General features: G+C 64.1%; 23 protein-coding genes and 3 pseudogenes. 8 read left to right on the forward strand and 18 right to left on the reverse strand.

Annotated features, from left to right (window positions below):
* Positions 1-26: 26 nt before the first annotated feature.
* Together OCI36_RS13440 and OCI36_RS10800 are read right to left on the reverse strand one after the other, a co-directional pair.
* Entirely contained in the window at positions 27-236 is a 210-nt protein-coding gene (locus tag OCI36_RS13440) for a hypothetical protein (protein WP_409996728.1), read from the reverse strand.
* Between the two features lie 60 nt (positions 237-296).
* A pseudogene (locus OCI36_RS10800) lies at positions 297-428 on the reverse strand (IS1 family transposase); the annotation flags it as partial.
* Between OCI36_RS10800 and OCI36_RS10805 the strand changes: the two are divergent.
* The 3 genes and pseudogenes from OCI36_RS10805 to OCI36_RS10815 form a co-directional block, all read left to right on the forward strand.
* Positions 426-569 (forward strand): annotated as a pseudogene (locus OCI36_RS10805) (IS982 family transposase); the annotation flags it as partial. The pseudogenes OCI36_RS10800 and OCI36_RS10805 sit on opposite strands and share 3 nt — an antisense overlap.
* A gap of 7 nt (positions 570-576) precedes the next feature.
* A pseudogene (locus OCI36_RS10810) lies at positions 577-1,491 on the forward strand (transposase); the annotation flags it as partial.
* A gap of 648 nt (positions 1,492-2,139) precedes the next feature.
* Complete coding sequence (locus OCI36_RS10815) at positions 2,140-3,987, forward strand: alpha/beta hydrolase (RefSeq protein WP_261665089.1); 1,848 nt, start codon at positions 2,140-2,142, stop codon at positions 3,985-3,987.
* 279 nt (positions 3,988-4,266) lie between these two features.
* On the opposite strand, the gene OCI36_RS10820 is transcribed toward OCI36_RS10815, so the two are convergent.
* Positions 4,267-4,635 (reverse strand): hypothetical protein, encoded by a 369-nt coding sequence (locus OCI36_RS10820; protein ID WP_261665090.1) that lies wholly within the window; start codon positions 4,633-4,635, stop codon positions 4,267-4,269.
* Positions 4,636-5,054: 419 nt separating this feature from the next.
* On the opposite strand from OCI36_RS10820, the gene OCI36_RS10825 reads away from it, so the two are divergent.
* Together OCI36_RS10825 and OCI36_RS10830 are read left to right on the forward strand one after the other, a co-directional pair.
* Positions 5,055-5,755 (forward strand): IS1 family transposase gene (locus OCI36_RS10825; protein WP_261665091.1). Its coding sequence is split into 2 segments (ribosomal slippage): positions 5,055-5,289 and positions 5,289-5,755, totalling 702 coding nucleotides; the frame shifts between segments, so codons are not numbered across the junction.
* A 106-nt stretch (positions 5,756-5,861) separates the two neighbouring features.
* The gene (locus OCI36_RS10830; RefSeq protein WP_261665092.1) at positions 5,862-6,782 is read left to right on the forward strand and encodes a transposase; all 921 of its coding nucleotides are present in this window, start codon (positions 5,862-5,864) and stop codon (positions 6,780-6,782) included.
* Between the two features lie 47 nt (positions 6,783-6,829).
* Here OCI36_RS10830 and OCI36_RS10835 read toward each other — a convergent pair whose 3' ends face one another.
* Entirely contained in the window at positions 6,830-8,221 is a 1,392-nt protein-coding gene (locus OCI36_RS10835) for a replication initiator protein A (RefSeq protein ID WP_261665093.1), read from the reverse strand.
* 339 nt (positions 8,222-8,560) lie between these two features.
* Here OCI36_RS10835 and OCI36_RS10840 point away from each other — a divergent pair, with 339 nt between their 5' ends.
* Complete coding sequence (locus OCI36_RS10840) at positions 8,561-9,403, forward strand: HpcH/HpaI aldolase/citrate lyase family protein (RefSeq protein ID WP_261665094.1); 843 nt, start codon at positions 8,561-8,563, stop codon at positions 9,401-9,403.
* Here OCI36_RS10840 and OCI36_RS10845 read toward each other — a convergent pair.
* From OCI36_RS10845 to OCI36_RS10905, 13 genes are all read right to left on the reverse strand, one after another.
* The gene (locus OCI36_RS10845) at positions 9,396-10,598 is read right to left on the reverse strand and encodes an NRAMP family divalent metal transporter (protein WP_261665095.1); all 1,203 of its coding nucleotides are present in this window, start codon (positions 10,596-10,598) and stop codon (positions 9,396-9,398) included. The genes OCI36_RS10840 and OCI36_RS10845 overlap by 8 nt on opposite strands.
* 96 nt (positions 10,599-10,694) lie before the next feature.
* Positions 10,695-12,191, reverse strand: coding sequence for a 5-oxoprolinase subunit PxpB (gene pxpB, locus OCI36_RS10850; RefSeq protein WP_261665096.1), 1,497 nt, complete (start codon positions 12,189-12,191; stop codon positions 10,695-10,697).
* Positions 12,163-12,969 (reverse strand): LamB/YcsF family protein, encoded by an 807-nt coding sequence (locus OCI36_RS10855; protein WP_261665097.1) that lies wholly within the window; start codon positions 12,967-12,969, stop codon positions 12,163-12,165. Before OCI36_RS10855 ends, pxpB begins: the two co-directional genes overlap by 29 nt.
* A gap of 89 nt (positions 12,970-13,058) precedes the next feature.
* A complete protein-coding gene (locus tag OCI36_RS10860; protein ID WP_261665098.1) occupies positions 13,059-14,291 on the reverse strand; it encodes an MFS transporter in 1,233 nt (410 codons plus the stop codon).
* Between the two features lie 143 nt (positions 14,292-14,434).
* A complete protein-coding gene (locus OCI36_RS10865; RefSeq protein WP_261665099.1) occupies positions 14,435-15,178 on the reverse strand; it encodes a metallophosphoesterase family protein in 744 nt (247 codons plus the stop codon).
* Positions 15,179-15,183: 5 nt separating this feature from the next.
* A complete protein-coding gene (locus tag OCI36_RS10870; protein WP_261665100.1) occupies positions 15,184-16,491 on the reverse strand; it encodes an arsenic transporter in 1,308 nt (435 codons plus the stop codon).
* Positions 16,492-16,596: 105 nt separating this feature from the next.
* The gene (locus tag OCI36_RS10875) at positions 16,597-17,628 is read right to left on the reverse strand and encodes a sensor domain-containing diguanylate cyclase (RefSeq protein ID WP_261665101.1); all 1,032 of its coding nucleotides are present in this window, start codon (positions 17,626-17,628) and stop codon (positions 16,597-16,599) included.
* 164 nt (positions 17,629-17,792) lie between these two features.
* Positions 17,793-20,141, reverse strand: a complete 2,349-nt coding sequence (gene treY / locus OCI36_RS10880; RefSeq protein WP_261665102.1) for a malto-oligosyltrehalose synthase — start codon at positions 20,139-20,141, stop codon at positions 17,793-17,795.
* 101 nt (positions 20,142-20,242) lie between these two features.
* Entirely contained in the window at positions 20,243-21,388 is a 1,146-nt protein-coding gene (locus tag OCI36_RS10885; protein ID WP_261665103.1) for a thiolase family protein, read from the reverse strand.
* A 10-nt stretch (positions 21,389-21,398) separates the two neighbouring features.
* Entirely contained in the window at positions 21,399-22,601 is a 1,203-nt protein-coding gene (locus OCI36_RS10890) for an AMP-binding protein (RefSeq protein WP_261665104.1), read from the reverse strand.
* Positions 22,504-22,983 carry an AMP-binding protein gene (locus OCI36_RS10895; protein WP_261665105.1) on the reverse strand — a complete coding sequence of 160 codons (480 nt, stop codon included), beginning with the start codon at positions 22,981-22,983 and terminating at the stop codon, positions 22,504-22,506. Before OCI36_RS10895 ends, OCI36_RS10890 begins: the two co-directional genes overlap by 98 nt.
* Complete coding sequence (locus tag OCI36_RS10900; protein WP_261665106.1) at positions 22,980-23,741, reverse strand: 3-hydroxyacyl-CoA dehydrogenase; 762 nt, start codon at positions 23,739-23,741, stop codon at positions 22,980-22,982. The genes OCI36_RS10895 and OCI36_RS10900 overlap by 4 nt, the downstream gene beginning before the upstream one ends.
* A gap of 16 nt (positions 23,742-23,757) precedes the next feature.
* Positions 23,758-24,888 carry an acyl-CoA dehydrogenase family protein gene (locus tag OCI36_RS10905; RefSeq protein WP_261665107.1) on the reverse strand — a complete coding sequence of 377 codons (1,131 nt, stop codon included), beginning with the start codon at positions 24,886-24,888 and terminating at the stop codon, positions 23,758-23,760.
* A gap of 377 nt (positions 24,889-25,265) precedes the next feature.
* Here OCI36_RS10905 and OCI36_RS10910 point away from each other — a divergent pair, with 377 nt between their 5' ends.
* Both OCI36_RS10910 and OCI36_RS10915 read left to right on the forward strand, forming a co-directional pair.
* Positions 25,266-25,637, forward strand: a complete 372-nt coding sequence (locus OCI36_RS10910; RefSeq protein WP_261665108.1) for a roadblock/LC7 domain-containing protein — start codon at positions 25,266-25,268, stop codon at positions 25,635-25,637.
* A gap of 2 nt (positions 25,638-25,639) precedes the next feature.
* Positions 25,640-26,191, forward strand: coding sequence for a protoglobin domain-containing protein (locus tag OCI36_RS10915; protein WP_261665109.1), 552 nt, complete (start codon positions 25,640-25,642; stop codon positions 26,189-26,191).
* A gap of 53 nt (positions 26,192-26,244) precedes the next feature.
* Here OCI36_RS10915 and OCI36_RS10920 read toward each other — a convergent pair whose 3' ends face one another.
* On the reverse strand, positions 26,245-26,568 hold the full coding sequence (locus OCI36_RS10920) for a hypothetical protein (RefSeq protein WP_261665110.1): 324 nt from the start codon (positions 26,566-26,568) through the stop codon (positions 26,245-26,247).
* Positions 26,569-26,604: the final 36 nt, after the last annotated feature.

The raw sequence follows: 26,604 nt of genomic DNA on the forward strand, positions 1-26,604 counted from the left end.
CTATTTTTATGTGCCTGAGACGCACTTCAACAGTGGTCGGTCAGCCCTAAACGGCGTAAGCGACTCAGTGCACTGGGGCTGGCTCCTTCAGCTTGGCTGAATTTGATCTTCTGGCCTGGACTGTGGAAAAGGTGTAGCGAAGCCTCCAGGCTTCGCCGTTGGTACAGCGTCTCTGGAATGTCCAGAATCCGCTGTGAGAGAATATGGGCGCGCTCCCCTGAAGCCTGTTTGTACACACTTCCAGAATTTCGGCTCTGGGAGCGCTTTTTGTCCGCCTATTCAGGTGCAAGTTCTGAGCTGTGCGCTATAGGGCGGGCCTCCGGGTGGAAACGACGGCCACAACCCTTACATAAGTAGGTCTGGGTGCCATTTTTGGCCTTCCCATTTTTGACAGTGTGTGTGCTTTGACAGGCTGGGCACTCCGGCATCCTGTCAGTAGATCACGTTGGTACAGCCACTACCCTGCGCTCGTAGAAGCGCAAATTCGTTCCGTTCAGACCAAAACTCTGGCGTCACTCAAGCTCCGCGTCGTTCTGGCTGTACTCGCGCACAACCTCGCTAGGCCCTAAACGGCGTCGCTTCTTCAACGTCTATGACTGGGATTCAGACCGTTGCTGGGACGAGACGCAGGACATCCAGTGGCGCATTTTGTTGGACGTAGCTCACTCCAAACGCCGACCTCGGTTGCGGCTCAGTGTGGATCTGACCACGGTGGAAAAGGTGGGAACTCAGTTGCCCTTTGTCAGTGTGTACAACGGTAGACATGGCATCCACCTGGTCGTCCTGTTTGCCGAGTATGGGGAACTGAAGTTCCCCATTTCTTACCGGGTCTACCAGGGCAAGCACACCAGCACGCCCGTCACTCTGGCGCTCGACCTACTGGAAGAGGTGCCGGACTTCATCAAGAAACGTTTCCGGGTACGTGTCCTAGCGGACAGCGGCTTTGAAGCCGCTGTTTTTCTGGAAGGCGTGCAGCGTCTAGGTTTCGAGTTCGTGGTGGGTGTGCGGAGCAACCGACGCACGGATCATCCTGGGCGGGTGACAGTGGCGGATTGTCCGCACGGAGGGTATGTCAACCTCGCCAATTGGCCTCTGGAAACGCTGTCTCTGGGGAGGATGGACCGTGGGGACCGCGAATTCTTCGCGGTGTCGTCTGAACTGCTGGAGGGGGACGAGATCGTTGCTGAGGGTGCGCATCGCTGGGGGGTGGAATCCTTCTTTAAGGAAGGTAAGCACCAGTTTGGGTTGGCGCAGTTCGCGCTGCGAACTGCCAGGGGTTTGGACCGCTGGATTCTGATGGTCTTTCTAGCCTTCACCCTAACCATGCTGTACCGCTCTGAGGACATGACCCTGAAAGAGGCAGCCCGCTTGGCCCTACATACCCTCTTCCCCGAAGTCAGGCTGAACCACCTGCTGAGCCAAATTCAAAAAGAGCAAGAATTCCTCCACCAGCACGGCTATTCGCTCAGCTATGCAAGGTGCAACTTATGAGTACTGGGGAGATCTATATTTTCCGAGGCTGCCTGGGCATTCAGCTCTCCGTCATCCAGCTCCGCAATACTGCGAATGATGAACAAGGTCTTCTGTCTCGCGCTGTGTCTGGTCCTGGGAAGCAGTTTCGCTCAGTCAGGGTCCTTTCCGGTTTCGGCGACTGTCCTGGGACCAGCCTCCGCCGCTCGCCAGATCCTGGCGCCCAGTGTCCGTCAGGGTGAGACTTTCAAGCTGGAGGTCAAAGCAACCCAGAGCGGGTATCTGACCCTGCTCCTCCGCCGGCCGGATGGCAAGCTCGGTCTGCTGCAACGCTCCCAGAGGACTGTTGCTGGAACAACTCTCCCAGTCAGTCTGCCAACCACCCGGATGAATCCTGGGCAGTATCAGGTTCTGGCCGTTTTCTCCGGAGAGCCGCTGACCTTCGCTCAGGCGTACCGCGCTGGAGAGAAGCATCTCCTGCTTGAGATAACGGTTCGGCCAGCCATACAGGCCCCGGCTATTTTGGATCTGCGCTCCCCGCTCCAGGCCCCCCTGAAGGAAGCGCCAAGAGGCGCACAGGATCGGCCGGGCGGGGGTGACTGGCCGCTGCAGAGGTACTGAGCTATCACTTAACTTCTATGGTGTTTTTAATGGTACACTGAGCGGGACATGAAAAAATCTTATTTCGGTGTGCTGGGTGCGGTGACCCTGGCCCTGACCGCCTGTGGGGGCCGGGGCGCCCCGACGGTGGAAGGCAGCAACAAAGAGGCTTTGCAACAGATTCAGAACCAGAAGCTCAACTGGGAAAAGTGTGACCCCACTGTCATCAGCCCGAAGGTCGCCAAGGACCTGGGTGACCGGATGCAGTGCGCCGATATCCGGGTGCCGATGGACTGGAACAACCCTTCCCACGGTGAAGCCAGCGTCAGCCTGCTGCGCGTGACGGCGGCCAAGCCGGACCAGCGCCAGGGCGCCATCTTCTTCAACCCAGGTGGCCCTGGTGGTGACGGGCTGCTCTTTGGCGCGGTCTTTGGCTACCTCTGGGACAAGGCCGATACCAGCACCCAGGCCGGCGCCGAACTCAAGCGCCTGAGCGAGCAGTACGACTTGGTCGGCTTCTCGCCGCGCGGCGTGGGTGACAGCAGCCTGATCAGCTGCGGAGCCAACCGTGAGCTGGAATCGGTGAACAACCCCAGCTATGACCGCAGCAAGGAGAACACTGACAAGCAGCTGCGCAATGCCCGTCTGGTGGCCGCCGCCTGCCAGAAGTCGCCCATGAGCCGCTTCGTAAACACCGAACAAACGGCCCGTGACCTGAATCTGGCCCGTCAGCTGATGGGGGATAAGAAGCTCAACTACATCGGCTACTCGTATGGCACCTGGCTCGGCTCCTGGTACGCCAAGCTGTTCCCGGAACAGACTGGCCGGATGGTGCTGGACGGCAACACTGCTTTCGACAAGACCCTAGAAGAATCCTTCCTGATGCAGCCGCTGGGCTTCGAGCGTGCTTTCCGGGATGTGTCGCTGTACTTCGCGGCCCGTCATAACGACCTGTTCGAACTGGGGCAGACTAAGGAAGAAGTGTATGCCACCTATGACGCTCTCCCGCCCAACCTGAAGTACGCGTTGCAGGGCTACGCGGGTGGCAGCATTATCCAGAATATGTACACCGATGACGGCATCACCGAGAATTCGTTGCATCTGGTGGCCGCCCGTGGCGTCAGCGATGTGCTGAAAGCGAATCCAGGGGCTAAAGACATGGACAGCCTGGCTCCGCTGCTCGAAAAGCACCAGTTCGCTCAGAATGCCCAGGTGAACAAGGTTGCCCAGCAGTTGGCCCTGCCACTGGCTGAAGCGTTCTTCGAACTTGAAGACGGCGCTTCCTATCCGCTGGAGCTGAGCAGCTCTAACGCCACCTTCACGGCAGTGAAGTGCAACGATACGCCGAGCACCCGTGACCCACAGCACTGGGTGGATCTGGGCACCCAGCTGGCGCAGAAATATCCGCTGATCGGTGGCCAGTACACCGAAGAACCCTGCATCTACTGGGGGGAGCCCACCGCCAAGCGCCCCGCGACCCCGGCGAGCATGCCGCCCATCCTGATGCTGCACACCGAGAGCGACCCGGCCACGCCGCGCGAAGGGGCCATCAGCGCCTGGAAGTCTTTGCCAAACGCCAAACTGCTGATGGTGGACAACGAAGCCAAACACACGGCATTCCCCTATGACACCGACTGCGTGGATTATCCGGTGGCCCATTACTTCACCAGTGGCGAGCTGCCCCAGCAGAACTTCACTGCCTGCCAAGCGCTGCCATTGCCCGGCGAGGACGAGGTATATCCGGTCGGTGAGAGCTACACTACCGGCATTGCTCCCCAGAGCGTAGGCCCACAGGGCCCAGTGCGCGGCGCGCAGAAGCAGAGTGCTTTTGTCCAGACCGAGGATGTTCAGCAGGCCAAGCAGCTGCTCAAGGACATCATCGAGCGCAACGCCATTGCGCGTCCTGGCCAGCAGTAAGGTAACAACTGTTCCAGAGGCCTTTTCCTATATCAATACTGTGTTGTAAACGCCGGCGTCCCTACTTCAGACAGTGGGGACGCTGGTTTTATAGGTGAAAGCCGGTCGGAGCCTTGGCGGATAGCGTACCTTTTGCCCGCCGTCTGTGGACAGCTGAATGTACCTCAGTAAAAACTTGTCTGTGACAGCCTAATGGCAATGGCTGTATCAGAGTAGGGCTTTTTCCTGACCGTCCCTCGTGACCTGTTAGCCCTCGTTTAAAGTGAGCGGCAGGAAAGCTTACTCGTCCGGGTCTGCCTTCCAGTCGGTACTCAGATAAGCCGTAGAGACCAGCGCTGCCAGAGCGCGCCAATATTGTGTTTCTCGGTCGGTCTCTGCGTCCAGCAGCCGAGGCATCAGTGCCAGCAACGGCACGCTGAGCAGCTCAGTTCGCCCGTGGACCTGAAATAGAATGACCCGCCGCAAAGCCAGCGGATAGTCGGTGAGCGCGGCCACACCCAGATAAGCCAGGGCAGCGCCCTGCGAGGCCCGCTGCGTCTTTTTGGGCAGGCCCAGCGCGCCGGGCAAAAAGAACATGCCTGCGCATGCCAGATAATCGACGACGCCATGAGCGCGGGGGGTCAGGCCTCTGTGAGTGAGAAGTTTCATATGCTCCCACTATCGGAGCGCCGGGCCCCCGACGTATGACAGAAACGTGGAGTGGCCCTCCGCAAATCTCTCATGCCCTGGCCTGGGCGGGAGGGGGCAGCAGGCTACGTCGCACAACCTGTGGAGATATGCTCTGCGGAGACAATATGGGAATCTGCCTTTTGGGCTAAAGGCCAGACGATTCGGAAAGCTCCAAGGCAGGCCCAGGCAAAGTGCGGTTTGAGGGCGAGGAAAGCCAGGTGCGTTCTGAGGTCGGGCTACGCTAACAAAAAGACGTCCCACCTGGGATTGAATGAGCTAACGGCCAGTCTGTCATCCATTTAAAAGCGCCACCAATGCTAAGATTTGGTGGCGCTGCTAGCTTTATTCGTGGTTATTGAATTTTGGTAGTGGCTGTACCAACGTGATCTACTGACAGGATGCCGGAGTGCCCAGCCTGTCAAAGCACACACACTGTCAAAAATGGGAGGGCCAAAAATGGCACCCAGACCTACTTATGTAAGGGTTGTGGCCGTCGTTTCCACCCGGAGGCCCGCCCTATAGCGCACAGTGAAGCGACCCGGCAACAAATTCTTGATGCTGTCCACGAGCGGATGAGTCTGAGAGGAGTACAGCGCGTCTTTGGTGTTCACCGCAACACCGTGATCCGGTGGATAAAAAAGGGGCCCGTGAAGTGATGCAGACTGGTACAGTCTGCATGACACCTCCAGAAGAAGTGGTCATTGAGCTGGATGAAATGTGGACCTTCGTTGCCAAGAAAAAACAGACGAGGTGGATCTGGATTGCCCTGGAGCGCAGCACCCGCAGGGTGCTGGCCTGGGTATTGGGTGACCGCAGTGAGCAAACAGCGTTCAAGCTCTGGGAACGCTTACCATTGTCCCTTGAGCAGCGACTGAAAGGGACGTTTTGCACCGATCTGTGGCGAGCCTACGATGAACCGCTCTTGGGGGTAAAGCGGCTAACCCGGAAGGGAGAAACGAATCATGTCGAACGATTGAACTGCACGCTGAGACAGCGGCTGGGTCGGCTTGTTCGTAAGTCGTTGTCTTTCTCGAAGACGGACGAAATGCTCGAAGCCAGCCTGACTCTGGCCTTCCACCGATACAACTTGTCACGTTGATGCAGCCACTACCTGAATTTTATTTGGAACGCGGAGAACCTTTTTCTCAGAACTTGCACCTGAATAGGCGGACAAAAAGCGCTCCCAGAGCTGAAATTCTGGAAGTGTGTACAAACAGGCTTCAGGGGAGCGCGCCCATATTCTCTCACAGCGGATTCTGGACATTCCAGAGACGCTGTACCAACGGCGAAGCCTGGAGGCTTCGCTGCACCTTTTCCACAGTCCAGGTCAGAAGACCAAGTTCAGCCAGGCAGAGGGAGTCAGTCCCAGTGCACTGAGTCGCTTCTTCAACGTCTATGACTGGGATTCAGACCGCTGCTGGGAAGAGATGCAGGACTTCCAGTGGCGCATCCTGCTGGATACAGCTCGTCACAAACGTAGACCTCGAATGCGGCTCAGCGTGGATCTGACCACGGTGGAAGAGGTGCCGGACTTCATCAAGAAACGTTTCCGGGTACGTGTCCTAGCGGACAGCGGCTTTGAAGCCGCTGTCTTTCTGGAAGGTGTGCAGCGCCTCGGTTTCGAGTTCGTGGTGGGTGTGAGGAGCAACCGGCGCACGGACCATCCTGGGCGGGTGACGGTGGCGGACTGTCCGCATGGGGGGTACGTCAACCTCGCCAACTGGCCTCTGGAAACGCTGTCTCTGGGGAGGATGGACCGTGGGGACCGCGAATTCTTCGCGGTGTCGTCTGAGCTGTTAGAGGGGGATGACATCCTGGCCGAAGGAAAACGGCGCTGGGCGCTGGAATCCTTTTTTAAGGAGGGAAAGCATCAGTTTGGGTTGGCGCAGTTCGCGCTGCGAACTGCCAGGGGTCTGGACCGCTGGATTTTGATGGTCTTCCTGGCCTTCACCCTGACCATGCTGTACCGCTCTGAGGACATGACCCTGAAAGAGGCAGCCCGCTTGGCCCTACATACCCTCTTCCCCGAAGTCAGGCTGAACCACCTGCTGAGCCAAATTCAAAAAGAGCAAGAATTCCTCCACCAGCACGGCTATTCGCTCAGCTATGCAAGGTGCAACTTATGAGCCTGACGCTTGTTAGCTAGGGGAGAGAAGGCTAAACGCTTCTTTCCTTAGCCTTGAAGCGCCTTCTGGAGGTCCGCAACAAATTCCTGCATCTCCAGACGCGCGGCAGCTCGAGTCGCTTCCTGTAACAATTCTGCTGCGCCCCACTGACCATCCAGACACGCTTGCTCAAAGTGTTTCCATTCAGCGGCCGAAAAATGGTTTCCTAAGACCAGTTTCAGCGATGCCCGGCAAGCTCGCCACTGCTCGGCGGGTAGAGCTTGCAACAGGGCCTCGTTGCGGGCAGCCTGCTCTGCCTCCCACTCAGCGTCGGGAAGCGGAGACACTGCGGTGGGCACCAGCTCAGCTCCAGATTCCAGCTCCGGTTCATCCAGCAAATAGCGTTCGCGGTCTTCCAAAACCCGGCGCAGCAGGCCAGCTGGGCTCCGGACTGGTGGGTGCCCTGCATACTGGCGGGCCTGCACGAAACGGATGGCCTTTTCTACCCGGTCCGGATATTCGGCAGCAAACTGCTGCGCGACTGGAATACTGAGGCCGAATTCAGCGTCCAGCAAAAGCTGAACCAGCGCCGGGTCTGGGTCTCCCTGCTGGCGAAAGTGATAGGTCAGCCGGGTTTTCTGCCCTCTGCCGGCAATTTCCACTTCTGTCAGGTATCCTGCTGTCAGCTCATCGTGGGCCGCCTGTAGGCTCCGCAGGACCTTGCTGGGCCGGGTATCCTGGATGCCACAGGCCTCGCGCCAGTCGCTCAAATTCACTGCCAGCTGATCAGCTTGGGTACCGTCGTCCTGCTGGCGGTGGGCAGACAGCAACCGGTAGAGCGCGCGGGCCGGCGGCTGCTCAATCTGCCGCAGCAGGGCGCGGTCAAGCTGATGAATGTACCCGCTCCGCAAGCTTTCGGCAAATTCAGGCGTCAGCACGATGCGGAGGGTCTTATCACGCGATAGGGACGTCTGTTCAACATCGCCCGTTCGGATGCCCTGCTCCCAGAAACTGATCTTCTCGAAAAACCCCAGAGTCTCGTTGTAGTAGGTGGTGCCGCCCTTTCCACCCGGCTGTTCAAAGCCTTCCCGCACCAGAAAGCCGGTGCGCCAGTACCTCAGCAAGCTTTCTCGGATTCGCTCGTAAGTGCGGCCATTGTCCGGCATATGAGCCGACTGCGCCAGCTCATACCCGCTGGTGATGATGGTGTTGTCCTCTGGGAAACCACGCAGGGCAAAGATGGCTTCCAGGCCCGTGATCACATCGGTGTCAATTCCGCGGGGCCGCCCCAGGTCGGCAAAACCTTGCAAATGGTAGCGCCGGCCAGCGATGCTGAAGTTGCTTTCCCAGCGAAGCGCCTCCTCCTGCGAGAGCCGCACCTGAATGCTGGTGATGCCGAACCGGGCCAGCGACCGAGTATCGCGTATGGTGTCCAGTCCTCGAATTGTGTTGTGTGCCATGCCGCCTCCGCTTGAGTCTGCTGCCTTGTTGTTGTTTTTTCTTTTTTAAAGATAAAAGAAAACAACAACAAGGGACAGGGCCATTTGCGTGCTGGACAGCTTTGAAGCCGCAAAACGGCCCAAAGGTGTCGGGAAAAAAATGGCCAAACGGCCCAAAGGTGTCGGTATCGGTTTTGCCTCTCCGCAGGCTTGAAAAAGGCCCAAAATGGCCCAAAGGTGTCGGTATTGAAGACTAAAATTGAGTCCATTCGGCTTAACTTTTAGCAGTCAAACATAGTCAAAAAATTGCTCTTACCCCCTTCTGTTTCTTCTTGCGCTCAGGCCGGTTAGCCTGAGCCCATGACCTCTTCTTCCTGGCGCAGCGTGCTGTATGTTCCTGCCGATAATCTCAGGGCTCTCGAAAAGGCCCGCACTCTGGGAGCCGACGCAGTCATCCTGGATCTGGAAGATGCTGTAGCGCCGGAACATAAGGCTGCAGCGCGTGAGCAGGTCGCTGCGGCCCTGGCACAGAACTGGCCCTGCCCGGTCCTGCTGCGTCTCAATGCGCCAGATACTCCCTGGCACCGGGAAGACCTTGCCCTGGCACAGGCAGCTGGGCCCAGCGGCGTGGTGCTGCCCAAAGTGGAAACGCCGCAGCTGCTGGATAACCTGCCGGGAGCCTGGCCGCTCTGGGCCATGATCGAGACCCCGCTGGGCGTGCTGCGAGCCCCTGAGATTGCCGCACATGGCCGGGTAGCCGGACTGATCGCCGGGACCAACGACCTGGCCCGTGACCTGCATACCCGGCCCCATCCGGAGCGGCTGCCGCTCATACAGGCGCTCAGTCTGATAGTGCTGGCCGCCCGTGCCCACGGACGGGTGCCCCTGGATGCGGTCTACAACAATGTTCGCGACGACGCTGGGTTCCAGCAGGAATGCCGCCAGGGCCGCGACCTGGGCTTTGCCGGAAAAACGGTGATTCACCCCTCACAGGTGCAGGCGGCCAATCAGGAATTTGGGGTGACAGACACCGAAGCCGAGCAGGCCCGCGCGCTGCTGGCTGCCTGGGAAGCAGCGCGGGCGGAGGGACGCTCGGTCGCCACCTTTGGCGGAGCGCTGGTTGAGCAGCTGCACGCTGACGCAGCGCAGGACCTGCTGAAGTCCTACGCGCGGCAAGCGGAAGGCCGGGGGGCGGTCAGCTGAACAGCTGCGGCAGTGTGGTCAGGATAGTGCGGACGCTCAGTACCGTCATTGCCACCACCACCAGCCAGCCGCTCCAAGTCATCCAGGCCGGGTGCCGGTAGTTGCCCACCAAGTTACGGCGCTGGGCAGCGACCAGCATGGTGCCCAGCGCCACCGGCAAAATCAGGGCGTTGAGCGCGCCTACAGCCAGCAGGATAGTCACCGGCCGGCCCACCGCGGCAAACACCGCCGTCGAGAGCAGGATAAAGGCCACCGTGATGCCGGTGTGATAGCGCTCAATGGTGGGGTGCGGCGAGCGGATAAACGACACGCTGGTATACGCGGAGCCAACGACCGAGGTAATGGCGGCCGCCCACATCACCACGCCGAAAATGCGGTAGCCCACCTCACCGGCCGCGATCTGGAAGACGGACGCAGCCGGGTTGGCCGGGTCAAGGGTGGCCCCGGCACTGACCACGCCTAGGGCGGCCAGAAACAGCAGAATCCGCATCAGCGAGGCAATTAGGATGGCAGAAGTCGCGCCACGGTTCACGCTGGGCAGCGCTTCGACGCCCTTGATGCCGGCGTCCAGCAGGCGGTGTCCTCCGGCAAAAGTGATGTAACCGCCCACGGTGCCGCCCACCAGGGTGATGATGGCAAACAGGTCGAACTTGAGGGGAGCGAACGTGCGCAGGGCCGCCTCGGCGTAAGGCGGGTGCGACGTAAACATCACATACAGCGTCAGCAGAATCATGACGCCGCCCAGCAGCTGCGCGAGGCGGTCCATTGCCTGTCCGGCTTCCTTGTACAGGAAAATGCCAATGGCGAACGCGGCGCTGAGAACGGCGCTCAACACCGGACTGAGGCCGGTCACGACATTCAGGCCCAGCCCAGCGCCGCCCACGTTGCCGATATTGAAAGCCAGCCCGCCAATCACAATCAGGGCGGCCAGCAGGGTGCCCAGGCCCGGCAGCACCGCGTTGGCCGTGTCCTGGGTGCGGCGGCCGGTCACGGCGATGATTCGCCAGATATTGGTCTGCACGATCAGGTCAATGATGATGGAGACCAGGATGACGAAGCCGAAGCTGGCCAGCAGCTGCTGGGTAAAGACCGAAGTCTGGGTCAGGAAGCCGGGGCCGATGGCCGAAGTCGCCATCAGGAAAGCGGCGCCCAGCAGGACGCTCCAGTTGTGTTCTTTGGATTTTGGGGTGGTCATAGGAGGCTCACTGGCGTTTGAAGGGCGAAACGTGGAAAGTTTTGCGTTTTAGCTGGTATTAAATTTGCCTGGTCAGCATATGAAGCGTGAGTGCGCCTAAAAGGTATCACCTGCTATAAATCGTACTTCGCGGCCCGGCAGGCTCTGGACCAACTGCGGCAGGTCGTCCGGGTGGATGCGCCCGCCCCGCCGGTAGCCGCCCAGGGTGCCTTTGTCATTCAGCAGAATGATGGGCACTCCGCCCGGCGGCAGTTGCACCGTGCCGACCGGAGAACCTTCCGAGACGATCTCGCCGCCCGGAACGGTGGGGCCGTCCAGCCGTGCGGCCATCCGGTCGAGGTCGCGCACCCGGTAACTGAACCCCAGCAATGCCGGTTCGGGCGGCTCGCCGGCTGCCACTGGGATGAGGCGCAGCTCCAGCGGTGCCGTCTGTCCAGCTGACTGCCGCACCCACCACGGCAGAAATTGCCGTGCCCGCCGCAGGTGCCGGGGCTGCGCGCTGCCCAGCAGTTGTCCTGCCTGCAGCGGCCGGCCCAGTCCGCCCTTGAGGTCGGTGCTGGCGCTGCCCATAAAGCCAGCCGCCTCGAAGCCGCCGGCCACAGCCAGGTAGCTGACCCGTCCCTGGCCGTTGGGCCGGAAGTGGAGCCGCTGCCCCGCTTGTGCCCGGAAAGCGCTGTAAGGCGGCTGCGGCTGGCCGTCCAGCAGGGCCGTCAGCCCCAGGCCAGTCACGGCCAGCCAGCACTCCTGCAACACGGTCAGTTCGGGGCCGCGCAGATGCAGTTCCAGCAGCGGCGCATCTGCCGGGTTGCCCAGCAGTTCGGTGGCCAGCGCCGCAGCCTGGGGGTCCAGCGGCCCCGAGCGCACCAGCCCGAAGCGCCCAGTCTGAAAGCGGCCCCGGTTCATCACCAGGCTGAGGGCACCCGGACGTTCCACCCGCAGGAGCGGAAACTGCGGTGCGGTCGGGAGCAGGTCCAGCGGCTGAATGGGCGCCAGGGGCGGCGCGCCTGGGGCTTGCGGCACGAAGCGGACCCGGTCGCCCGGCTGCACCAGAAAAGCGGGCTCGCGGCGCGGGTCGTAAGCGGCCTGCAGGGTGCGGCCCAGCAGGTTCCAGCCGCCGGGTGCCTCGACTGGGTAGATGCCGGTCTGGGCGCCGGCCACTGCCAGCGAGTGTGCCGGAACGCGGGCGCGCGGCGCCGCCCGGCGTGGCAGCTGCAATTCCGGCGGGGTGGTTTCCATAAAGGGAAAGCCGGCCACGAACCCCAGGGCCCGTACCCGGTAGGTCTGCTCGCTGTGCCGCGCGGCCACCTCGGCGGGGCTCAGGCCGCTGAACTCGGCTGCGGCGGCCAGGTCCTCGCCGTCGTAGCAGGCTGGGATTTCGACCAGCCGGCCAGCGGCTTCGTTGTTGCCGGGGGTCCAGGCGGCCAGCCACCCGGTCAGGGTGTCCAGCGTCAGCGCCCGCTTGTCGAATTCTATGTATAGCGATTCGTAGGCCGGAACAGCGTCCAGCAGCCCCGGCAGCCCGCTATGCAGCAGGGCCTGGGCCAGCGCGGGCAGCTGCTCGGGCTCAGTGTCGTGCCAGTAGTGGGCCTGCATCGCTTTCCGTTTCTCCTGCGGCCAGTGCGGTCAGCGTGACCCCATCTTCCGCCAGCCGGGCGCGAATGGCCCGGGCAATCTCGACCGCTCTGGGATTGTCGCCGTGAATGCAGAGCGTGTCCACCTGCAGCCCCAGCTGCCGGCCTTCTAAGGTGGTCACCTGCCCGCGGGCCATCTCGGCGGCGCGCCGGGCGGCTTCTTCCGGGTCGTGGATGGAGCTGCCCGGCAATGAGCGGGGTGCCAGTTGCCCACTTTCGATATAGGCCCGCTCGGGAAAAGCCTCGCGCCACACGGTCAGCTCCTGGGCCTGTGCCTGCCGGGTGAGGGCCTCGCCGGCTGGCCCGGCCAGCGTGACCATGCCGGCCTGCGGCACCAGCTCGCGGACCGCCCGGCAGAATGCTTCGCCGGCCACCGGGTCTTCATGGATGCGCATGTACAGGGCGCCGTGAGCCTTGACGTGTTGCAGGGGAGCACCGACCAGCTGCAAAAAAGCTCCCAGCGCCCCGAGCTGATAAACGGTCGCCGCGTAAATCTCGTCCGGGCTGAGGCTCATGGCGCGCCGCCCGAAGCCCTGCAGGTCCGGATAACCGGGGTGAGCGCCGATGCCGAGGCCGCAGCTCTGCGCCAGCGCCACGGCGGCCTGCAGAATGACGGGGTCGCCCGCATGAAAGCCCAGCGCCAGATTGACGCTGGTCAGTTCGGGAAACAGCTGCTGGTCGTTGCCGGCGGTCCAGTTGCCGAAAGATTCGCCTGCGTCGGCGTTCAGATCCATCTGCATGCTTCAGCCCTCCTTGTCAGCTTGAGGGCTGAAGCATAGCAGCGAATGCCAGCTGCGGCCACTGTGCAGCCTGACAGTTGCTGCTGGGTTTAGCCGGCGTCCGCGCTGCCGATAAAGGACGACTGCCCCGCGAACCAGGCCAGAACGCACTGCGTGGCCAGCAGCAGGCTCAGCAGCAGCAGGGAAGAGGTCCACGAGCCGGTGCGGTCGAACAGGTAGCCGGCGCCCAGCGGGCCGGTGGCCGCCACCAGATAGCCCACCGCCTGCGCCATACCCGAAAGCGAGGCGGCCGCCTGCGGGGTACGGGTCCGCACCGAGAACAGAATCAGCGACAGTGAGAAAGTGGCCGCGCAGCCGATGCCCAGCAGGCTGGCCCACAGCCAGGCCAGGTTCAGCGGGCCCAGCCATAGGCCAAGCAGCCCGCTGAGGGTCAGGGCCGCCGACCCGACCGCAATGCCCTGCAGGCGCGGCACCCGGCCCGCCAGCAGCGAGATACCGAAGATACCCAGCAGCGAAACCCACTGCATCACCGTGCTGTACCAGCTGGCTTCCAGCGGGTTGATGCCGCGCTCGGTTAGGATGGCAGGCATGAAGTTGGCCAGCGAATAGAACACCAGCGACTGAATGCCCATAAAGAGGCTGAGCACCCAGGCGGCCGGCTGTGTCCAGAGGTTACCGCCGGTTTGCGGCAGGGGCTCCGGGGCCAGGCGGGCCTGGCGGGAGCCGCGGCGCAGCCCACCCCAGACCAGCGCTGACAGCAGCGCCGGCAGGGCCCAGATACCCAGCGAGAGCCGCCAGCCGCCCAGGTGCGACAGCGGGAGAGCCACGGCCGCCGCGATACCGGCCACCAGGCTCATGGTGGCCGACTGAATGCCGGTGACCAGCGCCACCCGCTCCGGCAGGCTGCGTTTGACCAGGGCCGGCAGCAGCACATTCCCCAGCGCAATACCGGCCGACAGCACCGCCGTGCCGGCCAGCAGCGCCGCCTCGCCGGGCAGGCCACTGCGCAGCAGCAGCCCGCTGAGCAGCAGCAGCGACGCAGCCAGCAGGGTCGTTTCCAGCCCGTAGCGCCGCGACAGCCCAGCCGCAAAAGGCGACACCAGAGCGAAGACCAGCACCGGCAGGCTGGCCAGCATGCCCATCAGGGTGCCGGAAAGGCCCAGGTCGTGCCGGATCACCCCGACCAGCGGCCCGACCGACAGCAGCGGCGCCCGCAGGATAGAGGCCAGCAGCAGGATGCCCAGCAGCAGCCAGGCAATCGGCACGGCGGGCCGGGAGCGGGGCTGAGCGGCGGGCGGTTGGTCGGGTGTAAGCGTGGACATAGGCAGCGCACTCTCCTGGAACTGGACTGGCCCGGCGTGACAGCTGGGCACAAGCAGCCAGTGTAGTGCAGCCGCCCGGAATCCGGAAACGGGTGCGGGCAAGTGCAATGTGGCCAGCCGAGCGCTGGTTCCCAGAGCCTGAGTCAGGGGCGTCCGGCTCGCAGCTGGCGGGCTTCCTTGCCGCCCCCCGGGGCGTGCGCCTCGGCCCAGGCAGCGGCGGCGGCCACGTCATAGGTGACCCGGCGAAACTGTACCTGCCAGCTGCCGGCGGCTTCACCTTCTCCGTTTTCCAGCAGCACCCAGCGGGCCAGGGGGCTTCCATCTTTCTGGCGGCTGACGGCACCGCAGTTGACCACCGTCAGCCGGCCGATCTGCCGCAGATGCTCGTGGTGCGAGTGGCCCACCACGACCACCCGGGCGGGGCTGTCTTCGCCGGCCAGGTCGCCCAGAGCAGCCAGCACCTCGGCGTCGGTCTTCCAGCGGCCGGCAGCCTTGTCCCACAGCAGATAGTCCCTGGCGCTGTCCGGTGTGCCGTGCCCGCACACCACGGCGCCGCCTGCCAGCGTGACCCGCAGCGGCAGCCCGGCGACATGCTGGACAGCTTCCGGGGGCAGCTGGCCGTGCAGCCACTCCAGCATGGCGCGCTTTTCGGTGACCTCGGCCAGCGGCTGCGCCAGGCGCTCGTCGGTATTGCCGCGTACTTCCAGCGCCTCATAGCGTTCCTGCAGAGTTCTTTGCAGCTGCCAGGCACCGGCCGGGTCGGCTCCGCCGTAGAGCCCATCGCCCAGGTTGACCCAAGCGTCCGGCTGCTGGTCGGCAATGTCGCGGATGACGGCTTCCAGCGCGAAACGGTTGCCGTGCACGTCACTGAAAACGGCTATCTTCATGGCCTTTATCCTCGCACGGCCAGTCGCCAGGCCAGCGCCGCCAGCGTGACCAGCAGCACCGGCAGGGTCAGGGCGATGCCGGCGCGGATGTATTGCCCCCAGCCGATCCGGATGCCTTTTTGCGAGAGCACGTGCAGCCACAGCAGCGTGGCCAGGCTCCCGATGGGCGTGATCTTGGGGCCCAGGTCGTTGCCCACCACGTTGGCATAAATCATCCCCTGGCGCACCAGCCCCTGCGCTCCGCTGCCGTCTATGGCGATGGCCCCGATCAATACACCCGGCAGGTTGTTCATCACGCTGGCCAGCAGCGCCGTCAGCACGCCGGTGCCCAGGGTGGCCGCCCAGAGCCCCTGCCCGGCCAGGGCACCCAGCCAGCCGCTCAGCACGTCGGTCAGGCCGGTGTTGCGCAGGCCATACACCACCAGATACATGCCCAGCGAGAACACCACGATCTGCCACGGTGCGCCGGCCAGCACCCGCCGGGTGTCCACCGCCTGTCCGCGGGCCGCCGGGAACCACAGCAGCGCGGCGCCCAGCACCGTGATCAGGCTGACCGGCACCCCCAGCTGTTCGGCCGAGAAATAGCCCAGTAGCAGCAGCGCCAGCACCGCCCAGCCCATCCGGAACACTGCCGGGTCACGGACCGCGCTCTGCGGCGCAGGCAGTTCGGCCACGCTGTAACGGCTGGGCAGATCGCGGCGGAAGGTCAAGAACAGCGCTCCCAGTGACGCCAGCACCGCTGCGAGGTCCACCGGGGCCATCACGGCGGCGTATTCACCAAAGCCAAGACCGAAAAAGTCGGCCGAGACGATATTCACCAGATTGGAAATCACCAGCGGCAGGCTGGCGGCGTCCGCGATGAAGCCGGTCGCCAGTACGAAAGCCAGCGTGGCGGCCGGTGAGAATTTCAGCGTCCGCAGCGTCGCCAGCACGATCGGCGTCAGGATCAGTGCGGTGCCGTCGTTGGCGAACAGCGCCGAGACGGCGGCGCCCAGCAGCACCACCAGCGCAAAAAGCCGCTGGCCGCTGCCCCCGCCCCAGCGGGCCACATGCAGCGCCGCCCAGTGGAAAAACCCGGCCTCGTCCAGCAGCAAACTGATGATGATCAGGGCCACGAAAGTGACTGTGGCGTTCCAGACGACATTCCACACGGCCGGAATATCGCCTGGGCTGACCACGCCGCTCAGCAGCGCCAGCGCGGCTCCCAGTAGGGCGCTGTAGCCGATGCCCAGGCCATTCGGCTGCCAGCGGAACCTGGGCTGCCAGATCACCAGGGTCAGGGTCAGCAGAAAAATGGCGGCCGCCGTCAGCATGACTCCCCCCGCCCAGGGCGCCGGGCAGCGAAGTAGGGCCGCTGTGCCCGGCGCAAAAAGATATCTTCTCTGGGTGTCATACCTGCCGGAGTATAGGCGGGGCGTTCAGTCGGCCAGCGGCCCCGGCCAGATCAGCCGGTCGCGGCCGGCCGCCTTGGCACAGTAAAGCCGCCGGTCGGCCAGGCCCAGCAGGGCGCTGAGGTCCGGTGCGCCGACTTCGGCCAGGCTGACACTGCCGCCGCTGACCGTGAGCGGCGGCAGTCCACTGTCGGCCGAGCGGCGCAGGTCCTGCTGAATTCCCTCTACCACGGCCTGGGCTTCGGACGCGCTGTGGCCTTCAAGCAGCAGGATAAATTCCTCGCCTCCCCAGCGCCCTACCAGGGAGCCGGCGCCGGTGTGGCTGCGCAGGACGTCGGCGGTATAGCGCGGGGCCTGATCGCCCGTCAGATGGCCGTGCTGATCGTTAATCTGCTTGAAGTGGTCCAGGTCCAGCAGCACCAGATAGCCGCCGCTGCTGCCGGGGTGCTTGAGCCAGCTTTCCAGCCTTTCCTCGGCAGCGGCGCGGTTCAGCAGGTCAGTCAAGCCGTCATGCAGGGCCAGCCCCTGCAGCATTTCCGAGCGGGCCCGCTCACGGGTGACGCGCTCACCATGCTCGGAGTTCAGCGTCATCGCCACCAGCAGGGTGCCCAGCACCAGCAGAGTCAGCGGGTCCGAGACGCCGGTCAGGAGGGCGACCGTGCACACCACCAGATACAGCGTTCCCACCAGTGTGACGGCCGGGCCCGGGGGCAGCAAGGCCAACATCAGAGCGGCCAGAATCCCCACGCTGAGCAGCGACGAGGCCTGTAAGGTACTGCCCTGCTGAGCGGCTTCCAGCAGGGCCACTGCGGTCCAGGCCAGCGCCTGTAGCGAGATAAATACACTGATCAGCCTGAAGTTGGGGCGCTGGGGCAGGGCCATCAGCAACACAGCCGCGCTCATCACCGAGCCCAGCCGGGTCATCTGGGTGCCTAACCGGTCGCCGTGAAGGGCCGAAAGGGCAAAAAGGTGACACAGCAACGACAACGCCGCAATCAGGAGAACCAGACGGCGGCGCTGCACAATGCGGCTTGGAGAGAAAAAGATCTGCAGTGGCACGGACTTCCTTTGTCAGTTTCCCCCTGACCTTCCCAGTGTTCCGCAGAAAGGCAGGGTTTGCCTGTCAAAATGCGGCATACCTGCTTGATGGTTTCCTTAGCCTGCCCCTTGTCAGAACCTGACAACCTGTCAGCCGGGCTTATGCATTGCCCGGCCCCCGGGCCTCACCGTCGCCGCAGCAGGGCCACCGGGTAGTGGGCCAGCAGGTCGGCCAGCCGCACAGTGCCGCTGAACGGCTGGCGGGTCAGGATTTCTTCCCAGTCACCTTGCGGCAGGGTCAGGGCAGTGTCGCCCCAGCCGTCGGCCCGCTCCAGCCCCAGCGGCAGCCGGGTCGCCACCGCCACCACGCCTCCCCGGCTGAAGGCAAAAGCATGCTGTGTCCGTTCTCCCTGCGCCCAGAGCGGCTGATAGTCCCCGAACAGTTCCGGCTGGTCCCGCCGCAGCCGCAGCGCCCGCGATGTCAGCAGCAGTTTGGCGTCGCCGCGCGAGTCCACGGGCGGGCGGCAGCCATCAGTGCCAGGGTCGGCCTGGTCCAGCGCCTGCAGGCGGCCGGCCAGCTCAGCGTAGTTCACCGGGCGGCGGTTGTCGGGGTCCACCAGGGCTGGCGACCAGACTTCCGACCCCTGGTAGACGTCGGGCACGCCCGGCATGGTCAGCTGAATCAGTTTCTGCGCCAGCGCGTTGCTGTAGCCAGCCTGCTCGGTGCGGCCCGCGAAGTCGGCCAGGCGCTGCTGCTGGTCGCCCTGCACCAGCCGCTCCACCAGCCGGCCCAGCCGCGCTTCAAACTCGGCGTTGTTGTCCAGCCAGGAGGTCTGGAGGCCAGCCTCACGGGCCGCCTTAAGGGCGTATTCGCCGGCCCGCTCGGCGCTGACCGGCCAGGCGCCCACCAGAGCCTGCAGGACCAGGTTCAGCAGGGGACCGTCCTGCAGGTCGGTGTCGCTGCCCCGCAGGTCCTGCTCCACCGCCTGCACCAGTTCAGCCCACTCCTGCGGCATCTCGGCCAGCACCTGAATGCGGGCGCGCACACCTTCCGAGCGCTTGGTGTCGTGGGTGGAGAGTGCCGTCAGCCCGTGCGGCCACTCACGCCCCCGGCGGGCGAAGGCGGCGTGGGCTTCCTGGGGCGTCAGGGCGAACTGCGAAGGGTCGCCGCCCACTTCGGTCAGCGAGGTCAGGCGGGTGTAGCGGTAAAAGGCGGAATCTTCCACCCCCTTGGCCATCACCATGCCGGAAGTTTGCTGAAAACGCCGCGCCGTTTCGCTCAGGTCCTCCGGTGACTGAGCATTCAGCCCCAGCAATGGCTCCAGCTGCTCCAGCGCCGCGCTCAGGTCGGGCCGGCGGCGGGCGGCTTCGGCCAGCGCGGCGGCCAGATAGTCGCGGCCCTGCGGCAGATATGAGCGGTACACTCCGAAACAGGCCAGCACCTCGCTGAGGGCGTCCACGGCCACGGCATGGCTCAGCGCCAGCCCTTCCTGCTCGGCGCTGCGGGCCAGGCGCTGCACCTCGGCATGCAGGGTGGTGTCGGTCACGGCCCGCTTGGTGGTGTGAATCAGGTCGTGCCAGTCCAGCGCCTGACCGCCGCGCAGCTGGGTGTCCAGCCGGGTCAGTGGCGCTTCGCCGGCCGGGTCGGTCAGCAGCCGGTCGATTTCGCCCAGCGCGTCGTAGCCGGTGGTGCCCTGGGTGGCCCAGTCCTGCGGCAGGCTTTCGCCGGGTTCCAGAATCTTTTCCACCACGGTGTATACGCCGCCGCTCAGCTGTTGCAGGTCTCTTAGGTAGTCGCCAGGATCGCGCAGGCCGTCCGGATGGTCGATTCGCAGGCCGTCCACCAGCCCTTCCCGCACCCAGCGCAGAATCTCGGCGTGCGACTCTTCCAGCACGGCGCGGTCTTCCACCCGCACCCCGGCCAGCGTGGCAATGGTAAAAAAGCGCCGGTAGTTCAGTTCGCGGTCACCGCGCCGCCAGTCCATCAGGCGGTAATGCTGGCGCTCATGCACCGCGCGGGGGTCGTCACCTTCGGCCCAGCTGCCTTCGGCCAGCGGAAAGCTCTGGTCGTAATAGCGCAGCTCGCCGCCTTCTATCTTCAGGGCGCCGAGGTCATCCTCATTGCCCAGCACCGGCAACAGCACTTTGCCGCCGCCCGCTTCCCAGTCGATGTCGAAGGCGCGGGCGTAAGGTGACGCTTGACCTTCCCGCAGCACCGACCACCACCACGGGTTGTGGGCCGGCACCGCCACGCCCTGGTGGTTGGGCACGATGTCCACCAGCACGCCCATGCCGTGTTCGTGGGCTTTCTGTGCCAGCTGCCGCAGTCCCTCCTCGCCGCCGCGCGCCGGGTCAATCACGCTGGGGTCGGCCACGTCGTAGCCGTGCTCGGACCCGTCGCCCGCCTGAAGGATAGGGGAGAGATAGACCCAGTCCACGCCTAGGCTATGCAGGTAATCCAGGGTCTCGGCCGCTTGCCCCAGCTGAGCGCCCGGGGTGATCTGAAGGCGGTAGGTAGAAGCAGGAATCTTCACCCGGTCAGTCTGGCCCAAAAAGCGTCCGCCTGCCACGGGGAAAATCTCATGCTTTGGAGCGGCGGATTGGGCGAGCAGGGGAAGTGTGCCCGCCGGCTCCGTTACACCCGCTCAATAATGGTTGCCGTCGCCATGCCGTGTCCGATGCACATGGTCTGCAGACCCACCGCGCCGCCGGTCGCTTCCAGGCCACTCAGCATTTTGGCCATCAGGCCGGCGCCGCTGGCGCCCAGCGGGTGCCCGTGGGCAATGGCGCCGCCCCAGGGGTTTACCCGGGCCGGGTCAGCCTGCAATTCCTGCATCCAGGCGACAGCGACACTGGCAAAAGCCTCGTTGATCTCGATCCAGTCAATGTCGTCCAGGGTCATGCCGGCTTTCGCCAAGGCTTTCTTGGTCGCCGGAATCACGCCGGTCAGCTGCATGATGGGATCGTCCCCGACCGCCACCCGGGCGCGGAAGCGGGCGCGGGGGCGCAGGCCGTCGGCCAGGGCAGCCTCCCGGGCCCCGACCAGCACAGCTGCGGCCCCGTCGCTGATCTGGCTGGCGTTGCCGGCCGTCACCACGCCGTCACTGCGAAAAGGAGTCTTGAGGCTGGCCATCTTGGCCGGGTCAAGTTGCTCGCGCACGCCCTCGTCGTACTCCAGCGTGACCGGTTCCCCGGCTGCATTCAGGCCCGGTGCCGGCAGCAATTCGCGGTGCAATGCGCGTGACTGGGCGGCGCGGCGGTGGCTTTCGGCTGCAAAGCTGTCCAGCGCCTCTCGGCTCAGGCCCCAGTGTTCGGCAATTCGCTCGGCACTCTCGCCCTGGTGAATCAGGCCGACTTTGTCCAGCAGGTCGGGGTTCAGCCGCTCGAAGCCGCCGCCGATATCGCTGAACATCTCGACTCTTGTCATGCTCTCGACGCCGCCGCCGATGGCGTAGGTCAGGTCGCCGGCATCGATGCCCTGTGACGCGAAATGAATGACCTGCTGCCCGCTGCCGCACATGCGGTTGAGGCTCACGGCCGGCACCTCGGGCGGGAACCCGGCCATCATCACGGCCAGGCGGCCGATGTTGGCGCCCTGTTCGCCCGACTGGGTCACGGCTCCGGTGACCACGTCTTCCACCCGGCCCGCGTCCAGCCCGGCGCGGTCCAGCAGTCCGCTGAGGGTCAAGGCCAGCAGCGCGTCGGGGCGCACGTCGCGGTAGGCGCCGCCCCTTTTTCCGTAAGGGGTACGCACGGCTTCCAGAATGACGGCTTCTCTCATCACTTGACTCCTAGGCCTGCTGTGCCTGTTGGGACAGCTGTTCACGCAACTCGCGCTTCAGAATTTTCCCGGCGGTATTGCGCGGTAATTGTTCGGTGAAATAGATGTTTTTGGGCACCTTGAAGGCGGCCAGCTGCTGCCGGGCATGGTCGCGCAGCTCGTCAGCGGTGGCCTCGCTGCCCGGCCGCAAGACCACCACTGCCGTCACGGTTTCGATCCAGCGTTCGTGCGGCAGGGCGATTACGGCCACCTCGGACACGTCCGGGTGAGTATAGAGGGCTTCTTCCACCTCGCGGCCCGCCACCAGCACGCCGCCGGTGTTGATCACGTCTTTGACCCGGTCCACCACGTACAGGTAGCCTTCGGCGTCCCAGTAGCCCAGGTCGCCGGAGTGGAACCAGCCGCCGGCAAACGCTTCCTCGGTTTCGCCGGGCTTGTCCCAGTAGCCCACCAGCAACTGCGGCGAGCGGTGCACGATTTCCCCGAGTTCGCCGGGTGCGGTGTCCTGCATGTCGGGGTCCACCACCCGGGTCTGCACATTCAGCACTGGCCGGCCGGCCGAGGCAGGCCGCTCGCGGTGTTCTTCCGGTGTCAGCACCGTGGCCAGCGGCCCCAGTTCGCTCTGGCCGTAGCAGTTGTAAAAGCCGGCCTGCGGCAGTGCTTCCATGATTTCCTGCAGCACCGGCGTGGGCATGATTGAGGCGCCGTAATAGAGCTTTTTCAGGTGGCTGAGGTCCCGGGTGCGGAATTCGGGATGATGCAGCAGGCTGAGCCATACGGTCGGCGGGGCGAAAAAGGACGTGATGTTCTTGGCTTCCAGCAGCGGCAGGACCACGTCGGGTGCGGGCGCGGTGATCAGGTGGCAGGTCACGCCGGCCAGCAGGCCCGGCATCAGAAAGACATGCATCTGTGCGGAGTGATACAGCGGCAGCCCGGCCAGTGTTACATCGCTGCGCGCAAGGTCCAAGTCGTGCAGGCAGCTGAGATAATGAGCGTGCAGTGCGGCGTGCGTCATCATGGCGCCCTTGGGCAGCGCGGTGGTACCGGAGGTATAGAGCAGCTGCGCGAGGTCGTCGCCGCCGAGGTCCACCTCCGGCGGGGTGGCCGGCCGCAGCTCATCCTGTGCCCAGGTCAGCACATCGCTCTGGGCGCCGCCGTGAAAGGTGCCCAGCAGCCGCAGCGGCACCGGCAGCGCTTCTTCCAGGTGCGGCATCAGTGCCGGGGTCGGTCAGGGCGGCGGCGGCGCCGGACTGCTCGGCCAGGTAAGCCAGCTCGCCGCGCCGCAGGGCGTAGTTGACCGGCACATGCACCAGCCCGGCCAGATTGCAGGCCAGCCATAGCAGCACGTAGCTGTCGCTGTTCTGTCCGAAAGCCAGCACCCGGTCACCCTTGACCAGTCCAGCTTCCAGCAGCGCCCCGGCCACCCGGCAGGCGCCCCGCTCCAGCTCGGTGTAGGTCCAGCTGCGGTCAGCGAAAGTCAGGGCCACGGCGTCCGGCTGGCGCCGCACCGCCCGGCGCAGCGCATCGGCCAGGGTGTCGCGCCGGGCCGGGTGCCGGGCGTAGGTTGCCGCCTCGTTCATTTGAGTGTTGGTCATCTGGGAGCCATCCGGATGGCTCCGTCGAGCCGGATGGTCTCGCCGTTGAGCATCTGATTTTCAAAGATATGCCGGACCAGCGCGGCGTATTCCTCGGCGCGGCCCAGGCGGCTGGGAAAGGGGACCTGCGCCTCCAGCGAGTCCTGAGCTTCCTGCGAAAGCCCGCGCAGCATCGGCGTCTCGAAGATGCCGGGGGCGATGGTCATCACCCGGATGCCGCTGCGGGAGAGGTCACGGGCCACTGGCAGGGTCATGCCGGCCACCCCGGCCTTGCTGGCCGAGTACGCCGCCTGCCCGATCTGCCCGTCGAAGGCCGCCACGGACGCGGTGTTCACGATCACGCCCCGCTCGCCGCTTTCGCCGCCCTCGTTCTCCAGCATGGCCTGCGCGGCCAGCCGGATCACGTTGAAGGTGCCGATCAAGTTGACCCGGATGGTGCGCTCAAACACGTCGAGGGGGTGCGGCCCGCGCTTGCCGGCGGTGACGATGGCCGGCGCGATGCCGGCGCAGTTGACGGCACCGTGCAGCCCGCCGAAGCGTTCCTGTCCAGCCTGAATGGCGGCCTGCACGTCTTCTTCGCTGCTCACGTCGGCGCGGTAGAACAGCCCACCAAGTTCCTGAGCCAGCGCTTCGCCTGCCTCGGCGTTCAGGTCCAGCATCAGCGGACGCCCGCCGGCGGCGGCCACCATCCGGGCAGTGGCAGCGCCCAGCCCGGAAGCGGCGCCTGTAATCAGCACAGTCTTTTTGTTCAGGTCCATGGTTTTCCTCCTGCGGTTACCGCTGCAATTCGCGGGCGATGACGAGTTTCTGGATTTCGCTGGTGCCTTCGTAAATCTGCAGCACCTTGGCGTCGCGGAACAGCTTCTCGGCCGGGTACTCTGCCGAGTAGCCCATGCCGCCGAAAATCTGCACGGTTTCAGTGGCCGCCTGCATGACGCTTTCGGCCGCGAACAGCTTGGCCTGCGAGGCCGCCAGGGTGTTGCGCCGGCCGTGGTCCACCAGCCAAGCGGCGCGGTAGGTCAGCAGCCGCGCCGCTTCCAGCGTGGTGGACATCTCGGCCAGCTTGGCGGCAATCAGCTGATGCTGGATGATCGGCTGGCCCATTGTCTGACGGGTCTGGGCGTAGTTCAGGCTTTCTTCCAAGCAGCGGGCATGCACCCCGACGCCGAAAGCCGCCACCATCGGCCGCGAATGGTCGAACTCGTCCATGGCGATCCGGAACCCGGCGCCTTCTTCGCCGATGCGCTGCGCAGCCGGCACCCGGCATTCGTCGAAAAACACTTCGCAGGTGGGGGCACAGCGCTGCCCCAGCTTGTCCAGCGGTTCGCCCACTGTCAGGCCGGGGGTACCGCGCTCCACGATAAAAGCGCTCAGGCCACGGTGCCCGGCTTCCCCGGTCCGGGCGAACACCACGAAAAATGACGCGTGATTGGCGTTGCTGATCCAGATCTTGCTGCCCGACAGCACGTAGTCGTCGCCCTGACGGACCGCGCGGGTTTGCAGGCCGGCCACGTCGCTGCCAGCGCCCGGTTCCGTGGCGGCGTAGGAGGCCAGTTCGCCGGCCACCAGCCGCGGCAGCACCCAGGCTTTCTGGTCCTCGCTGCCGTGCCGGATGATGGCCTCGGCCGCCAGCGCGTTGATGCTCAGTGCGGCGCCTACGCCCACGCAGCCGCGGCAAAGTTCCTCGGTGACCAGGGTCAGGGCCAGGCAGCCTAGGCCGGCACCACCATACTGCTCGGGAACCGTTAGGTTAAGCAGGCCAAGTTCCAGCGCCTGCCGGTAGATGGCCTGTGGAAAGGCCTTCTGACGGTCAAGTTCGGCCGCCTGGGGAATAATTTCGCGTTGGGTAAAGGTACGGGCCAGCTGTTGCAGCTGACGTTCTTCGTCGCTGAGTAGAAAATCCAAGACATGTCTCCCGGGCAGCACTGCGCTTCAAGAGGCATGCTGTACAGATTTTTTAGAGTGAACCGAGTATAGCCAATCCGTCTCTTTTGTCCAGTGCCCGGCCTGCACGCCTTGCCACTTGACAGGCGGGGCGCCCGGAGGAGCTGCCATTCAGGGCCCAACGCGCCAGGCTACCGACTCCGCTTCAGGCCTTAGGCAGTTTTTCTGCGTTTGGAACGCTGGTTTCCACTCAAATATTCAAATGTCACGATTTTGTTATTGGCTGTAGGGTTACATAGCCTGGCAGGCGGGGAGAAATTAAAGACAACGCGGCCGGCTTCTTTACTAAAGAGGCCTGGATTCCTTATTGTTCGGCAATTTCTTGAAAGGAGCGAAACATGACTTTAAGTAAACAGGAACTTTTGAGTGGAATTATTCGGGATCTGCGTTCGGCTATTCCTGATCTGCGTGGCGCCCTGATCGCCACCACCGACGGTCTGCCCATCGCGCAGCTGTTTACCGACAACACCGACGGCAACCGCGTGGCCGCCATGGCGGCGACCGCCCTGGGTCTGGGTAAGCGCATCAACGACACCCTGGGCACCGGTGACCTCAGCGAAATGAGCGTGGCGGGTCTGGACGGCCAGGTATACATCTACGCCGCCGGCCGCAAAGGCGTGCTGGCCGTGGTGGCTCCCAGCGGCATGAATGTCGGTCTGCTGAACATGGAAGCCCGTGACGCTGCCAGCCGCGTCACCCAGGTTCTCTAACGATGACAGGTGAACGCAAAAGCTGGGAAATCAAGGACACGGCGGTGGCCGCCGAGCTGATTGACCTGATGAACCTCACTGAGCAGGACCGGCGGGTGCTGCAGGCTTTGCAGGGCGCCGCCGAGCATGAAGCGGTCCAACTGGCCGATGACTTTTATGCCCGGGCCCAGAGCCATGAACCGACCAGCCAGTACTTTGAAGGCGTGGATGTCGATCATCTGCACCGTACCTTGCAGGACTGGTTCAGGGGGCTGTTTGCAGGACAGTACGACGCTGCCTATGCCCAGAAGCGCATGCGAATCGGTGAAATCCACGTCAAGATTGGGCTGCCGGTGCGTTACCCGCTGGCCATGCTGGATCTGATTCAGAAGCACGGTGAAGTGGTGGCCAGCAGCAGTGATGAGACGCAGCAGGCGCTGGACGCCTTCCGCAAGATTCTGGCGCTGGACATCGCCGTGTTCAATCAGGCTTACGAGGACAATCAGCTCAAACACCTCGGTGAACTGATGGGCAGCGAGCGCCTGGCCCGCCGTCTGCTGCAGGGCGAAGTGTAAACTGCTGACCCTCCGCTGCTCTCTGACGCCCCGAAACCTGCGCCGCCCTACACTTACCAGGGCGGCGTCTGTATTACAAATCCGTAAAAGAGCCCGGCCAGGCCGAAGGCGAAGGCCAACGAAGTCAGAACAGTAAAGCTGGTCCAGGGCCGGCCCAGTGCGCCGTGAACGACCAAAACCACCAACGTAAAGCCGGCCAGCCAGGGCGAGAAGCCAGCTGTGTCCCTGAACAACCAGGCGGCTCCGATCACCAGGCCGAACATCACGGCCAGGCCAGAGATACCCAGCCAGAGGGCGGCCCGCTGACCTTTGGCCTGAACTCGCTGCACCTGCTCTGCCTTTTGCGGCTGCTCTTCTTCTGAACTCGTCCTACCCATATACTTCACTCTAACCTGTAGGCCCGGCCCGCCGGC

This window comes from Deinococcus sp. Marseille-Q6407, from assembly GCF_946848805.1.
In the GTDB taxonomy this organism is placed as follows: Bacteria; Deinococcota; Deinococci; order Deinococcales; family Deinococcaceae; genus Deinococcus.

Excerpts from the sequence above, each read along its gene's own strand:
- OCI36_RS10915 (WP_261665109.1), top strand. The coding sequence starts at position 25,640 with ATGACAGGTGAACGCAAAAGCTGGGAAATCAAGGACACGGCGGTGGCC.
- OCI36_RS10870 (WP_261665100.1), bottom strand. The coding sequence starts at position 16,491 with ATGCTGACGGCGGCCGCCATTTTTCTGCTGACCCTGACCCTGGTGATC.
- OCI36_RS10815 (WP_261665089.1), top strand. The coding sequence starts at position 2,140 with ATGAAAAAATCTTATTTCGGTGTGCTGGGTGCGGTGACCCTGGCCCTG.
- OCI36_RS10840 (WP_261665094.1), top strand. The coding sequence starts at position 8,561 with ATGACCTCTTCTTCCTGGCGCAGCGTGCTGTATGTTCCTGCCGATAAT.
- OCI36_RS10885 (WP_261665103.1), bottom strand. The coding sequence starts at position 21,388 with ATGAGAGAAGCCGTCATTCTGGAAGCCGTGCGTACCCCTTACGGAAAA.
- OCI36_RS10845 (WP_261665095.1), bottom strand. The coding sequence starts at position 10,598 with ATGACCACCCCAAAATCCAAAGAACACAACTGGAGCGTCCTGCTGGGC.
- OCI36_RS10910 (WP_261665108.1), top strand. The coding sequence starts at position 25,266 with ATGACTTTAAGTAAACAGGAACTTTTGAGTGGAATTATTCGGGATCTG.
- OCI36_RS10855 (WP_261665097.1), bottom strand. The coding sequence starts at position 12,969 with ATGCAGATGGATCTGAACGCCGACGCAGGCGAATCTTTCGGCAACTGG.
- OCI36_RS10890 (WP_261665104.1), bottom strand. The coding sequence starts at position 22,601 with ATGCCGCACCTGGAAGAAGCGCTGCCGGTGCCGCTGCGGCTGCTGGGC.
- OCI36_RS10900 (WP_261665106.1), bottom strand. The coding sequence starts at position 23,741 with ATGGACCTGAACAAAAAGACTGTGCTGATTACAGGCGCCGCTTCCGGG.
- pxpB (WP_261665096.1), bottom strand. The coding sequence starts at position 12,191 with ATGCAGGCCCACTACTGGCACGACACTGAGCCCGAGCAGCTGCCCGCG.
- OCI36_RS10920 (WP_261665110.1), bottom strand. The coding sequence starts at position 26,568 with ATGGGTAGGACGAGTTCAGAAGAAGAGCAGCCGCAAAAGGCAGAGCAG.
- OCI36_RS10835 (WP_261665093.1), bottom strand. The coding sequence starts at position 8,221 with ATGGCACACAACACAATTCGAGGACTGGACACCATACGCGATACTCGG.
- OCI36_RS10820 (WP_261665090.1), bottom strand. The coding sequence starts at position 4,635 with ATGAAACTTCTCACTCACAGAGGCCTGACCCCCCGCGCTCATGGCGTC.
- OCI36_RS10895 (WP_261665105.1), bottom strand. The coding sequence starts at position 22,983 with ATGACCAACACTCAAATGAACGAGGCGGCAACCTACGCCCGGCACCCG.
- OCI36_RS10860 (WP_261665098.1), bottom strand. The coding sequence starts at position 14,291 with ATGTCCACGCTTACACCCGACCAACCGCCCGCCGCTCAGCCCCGCTCC.
- OCI36_RS10865 (WP_261665099.1), bottom strand. The coding sequence starts at position 15,178 with ATGAAGATAGCCGTTTTCAGTGACGTGCACGGCAACCGTTTCGCGCTG.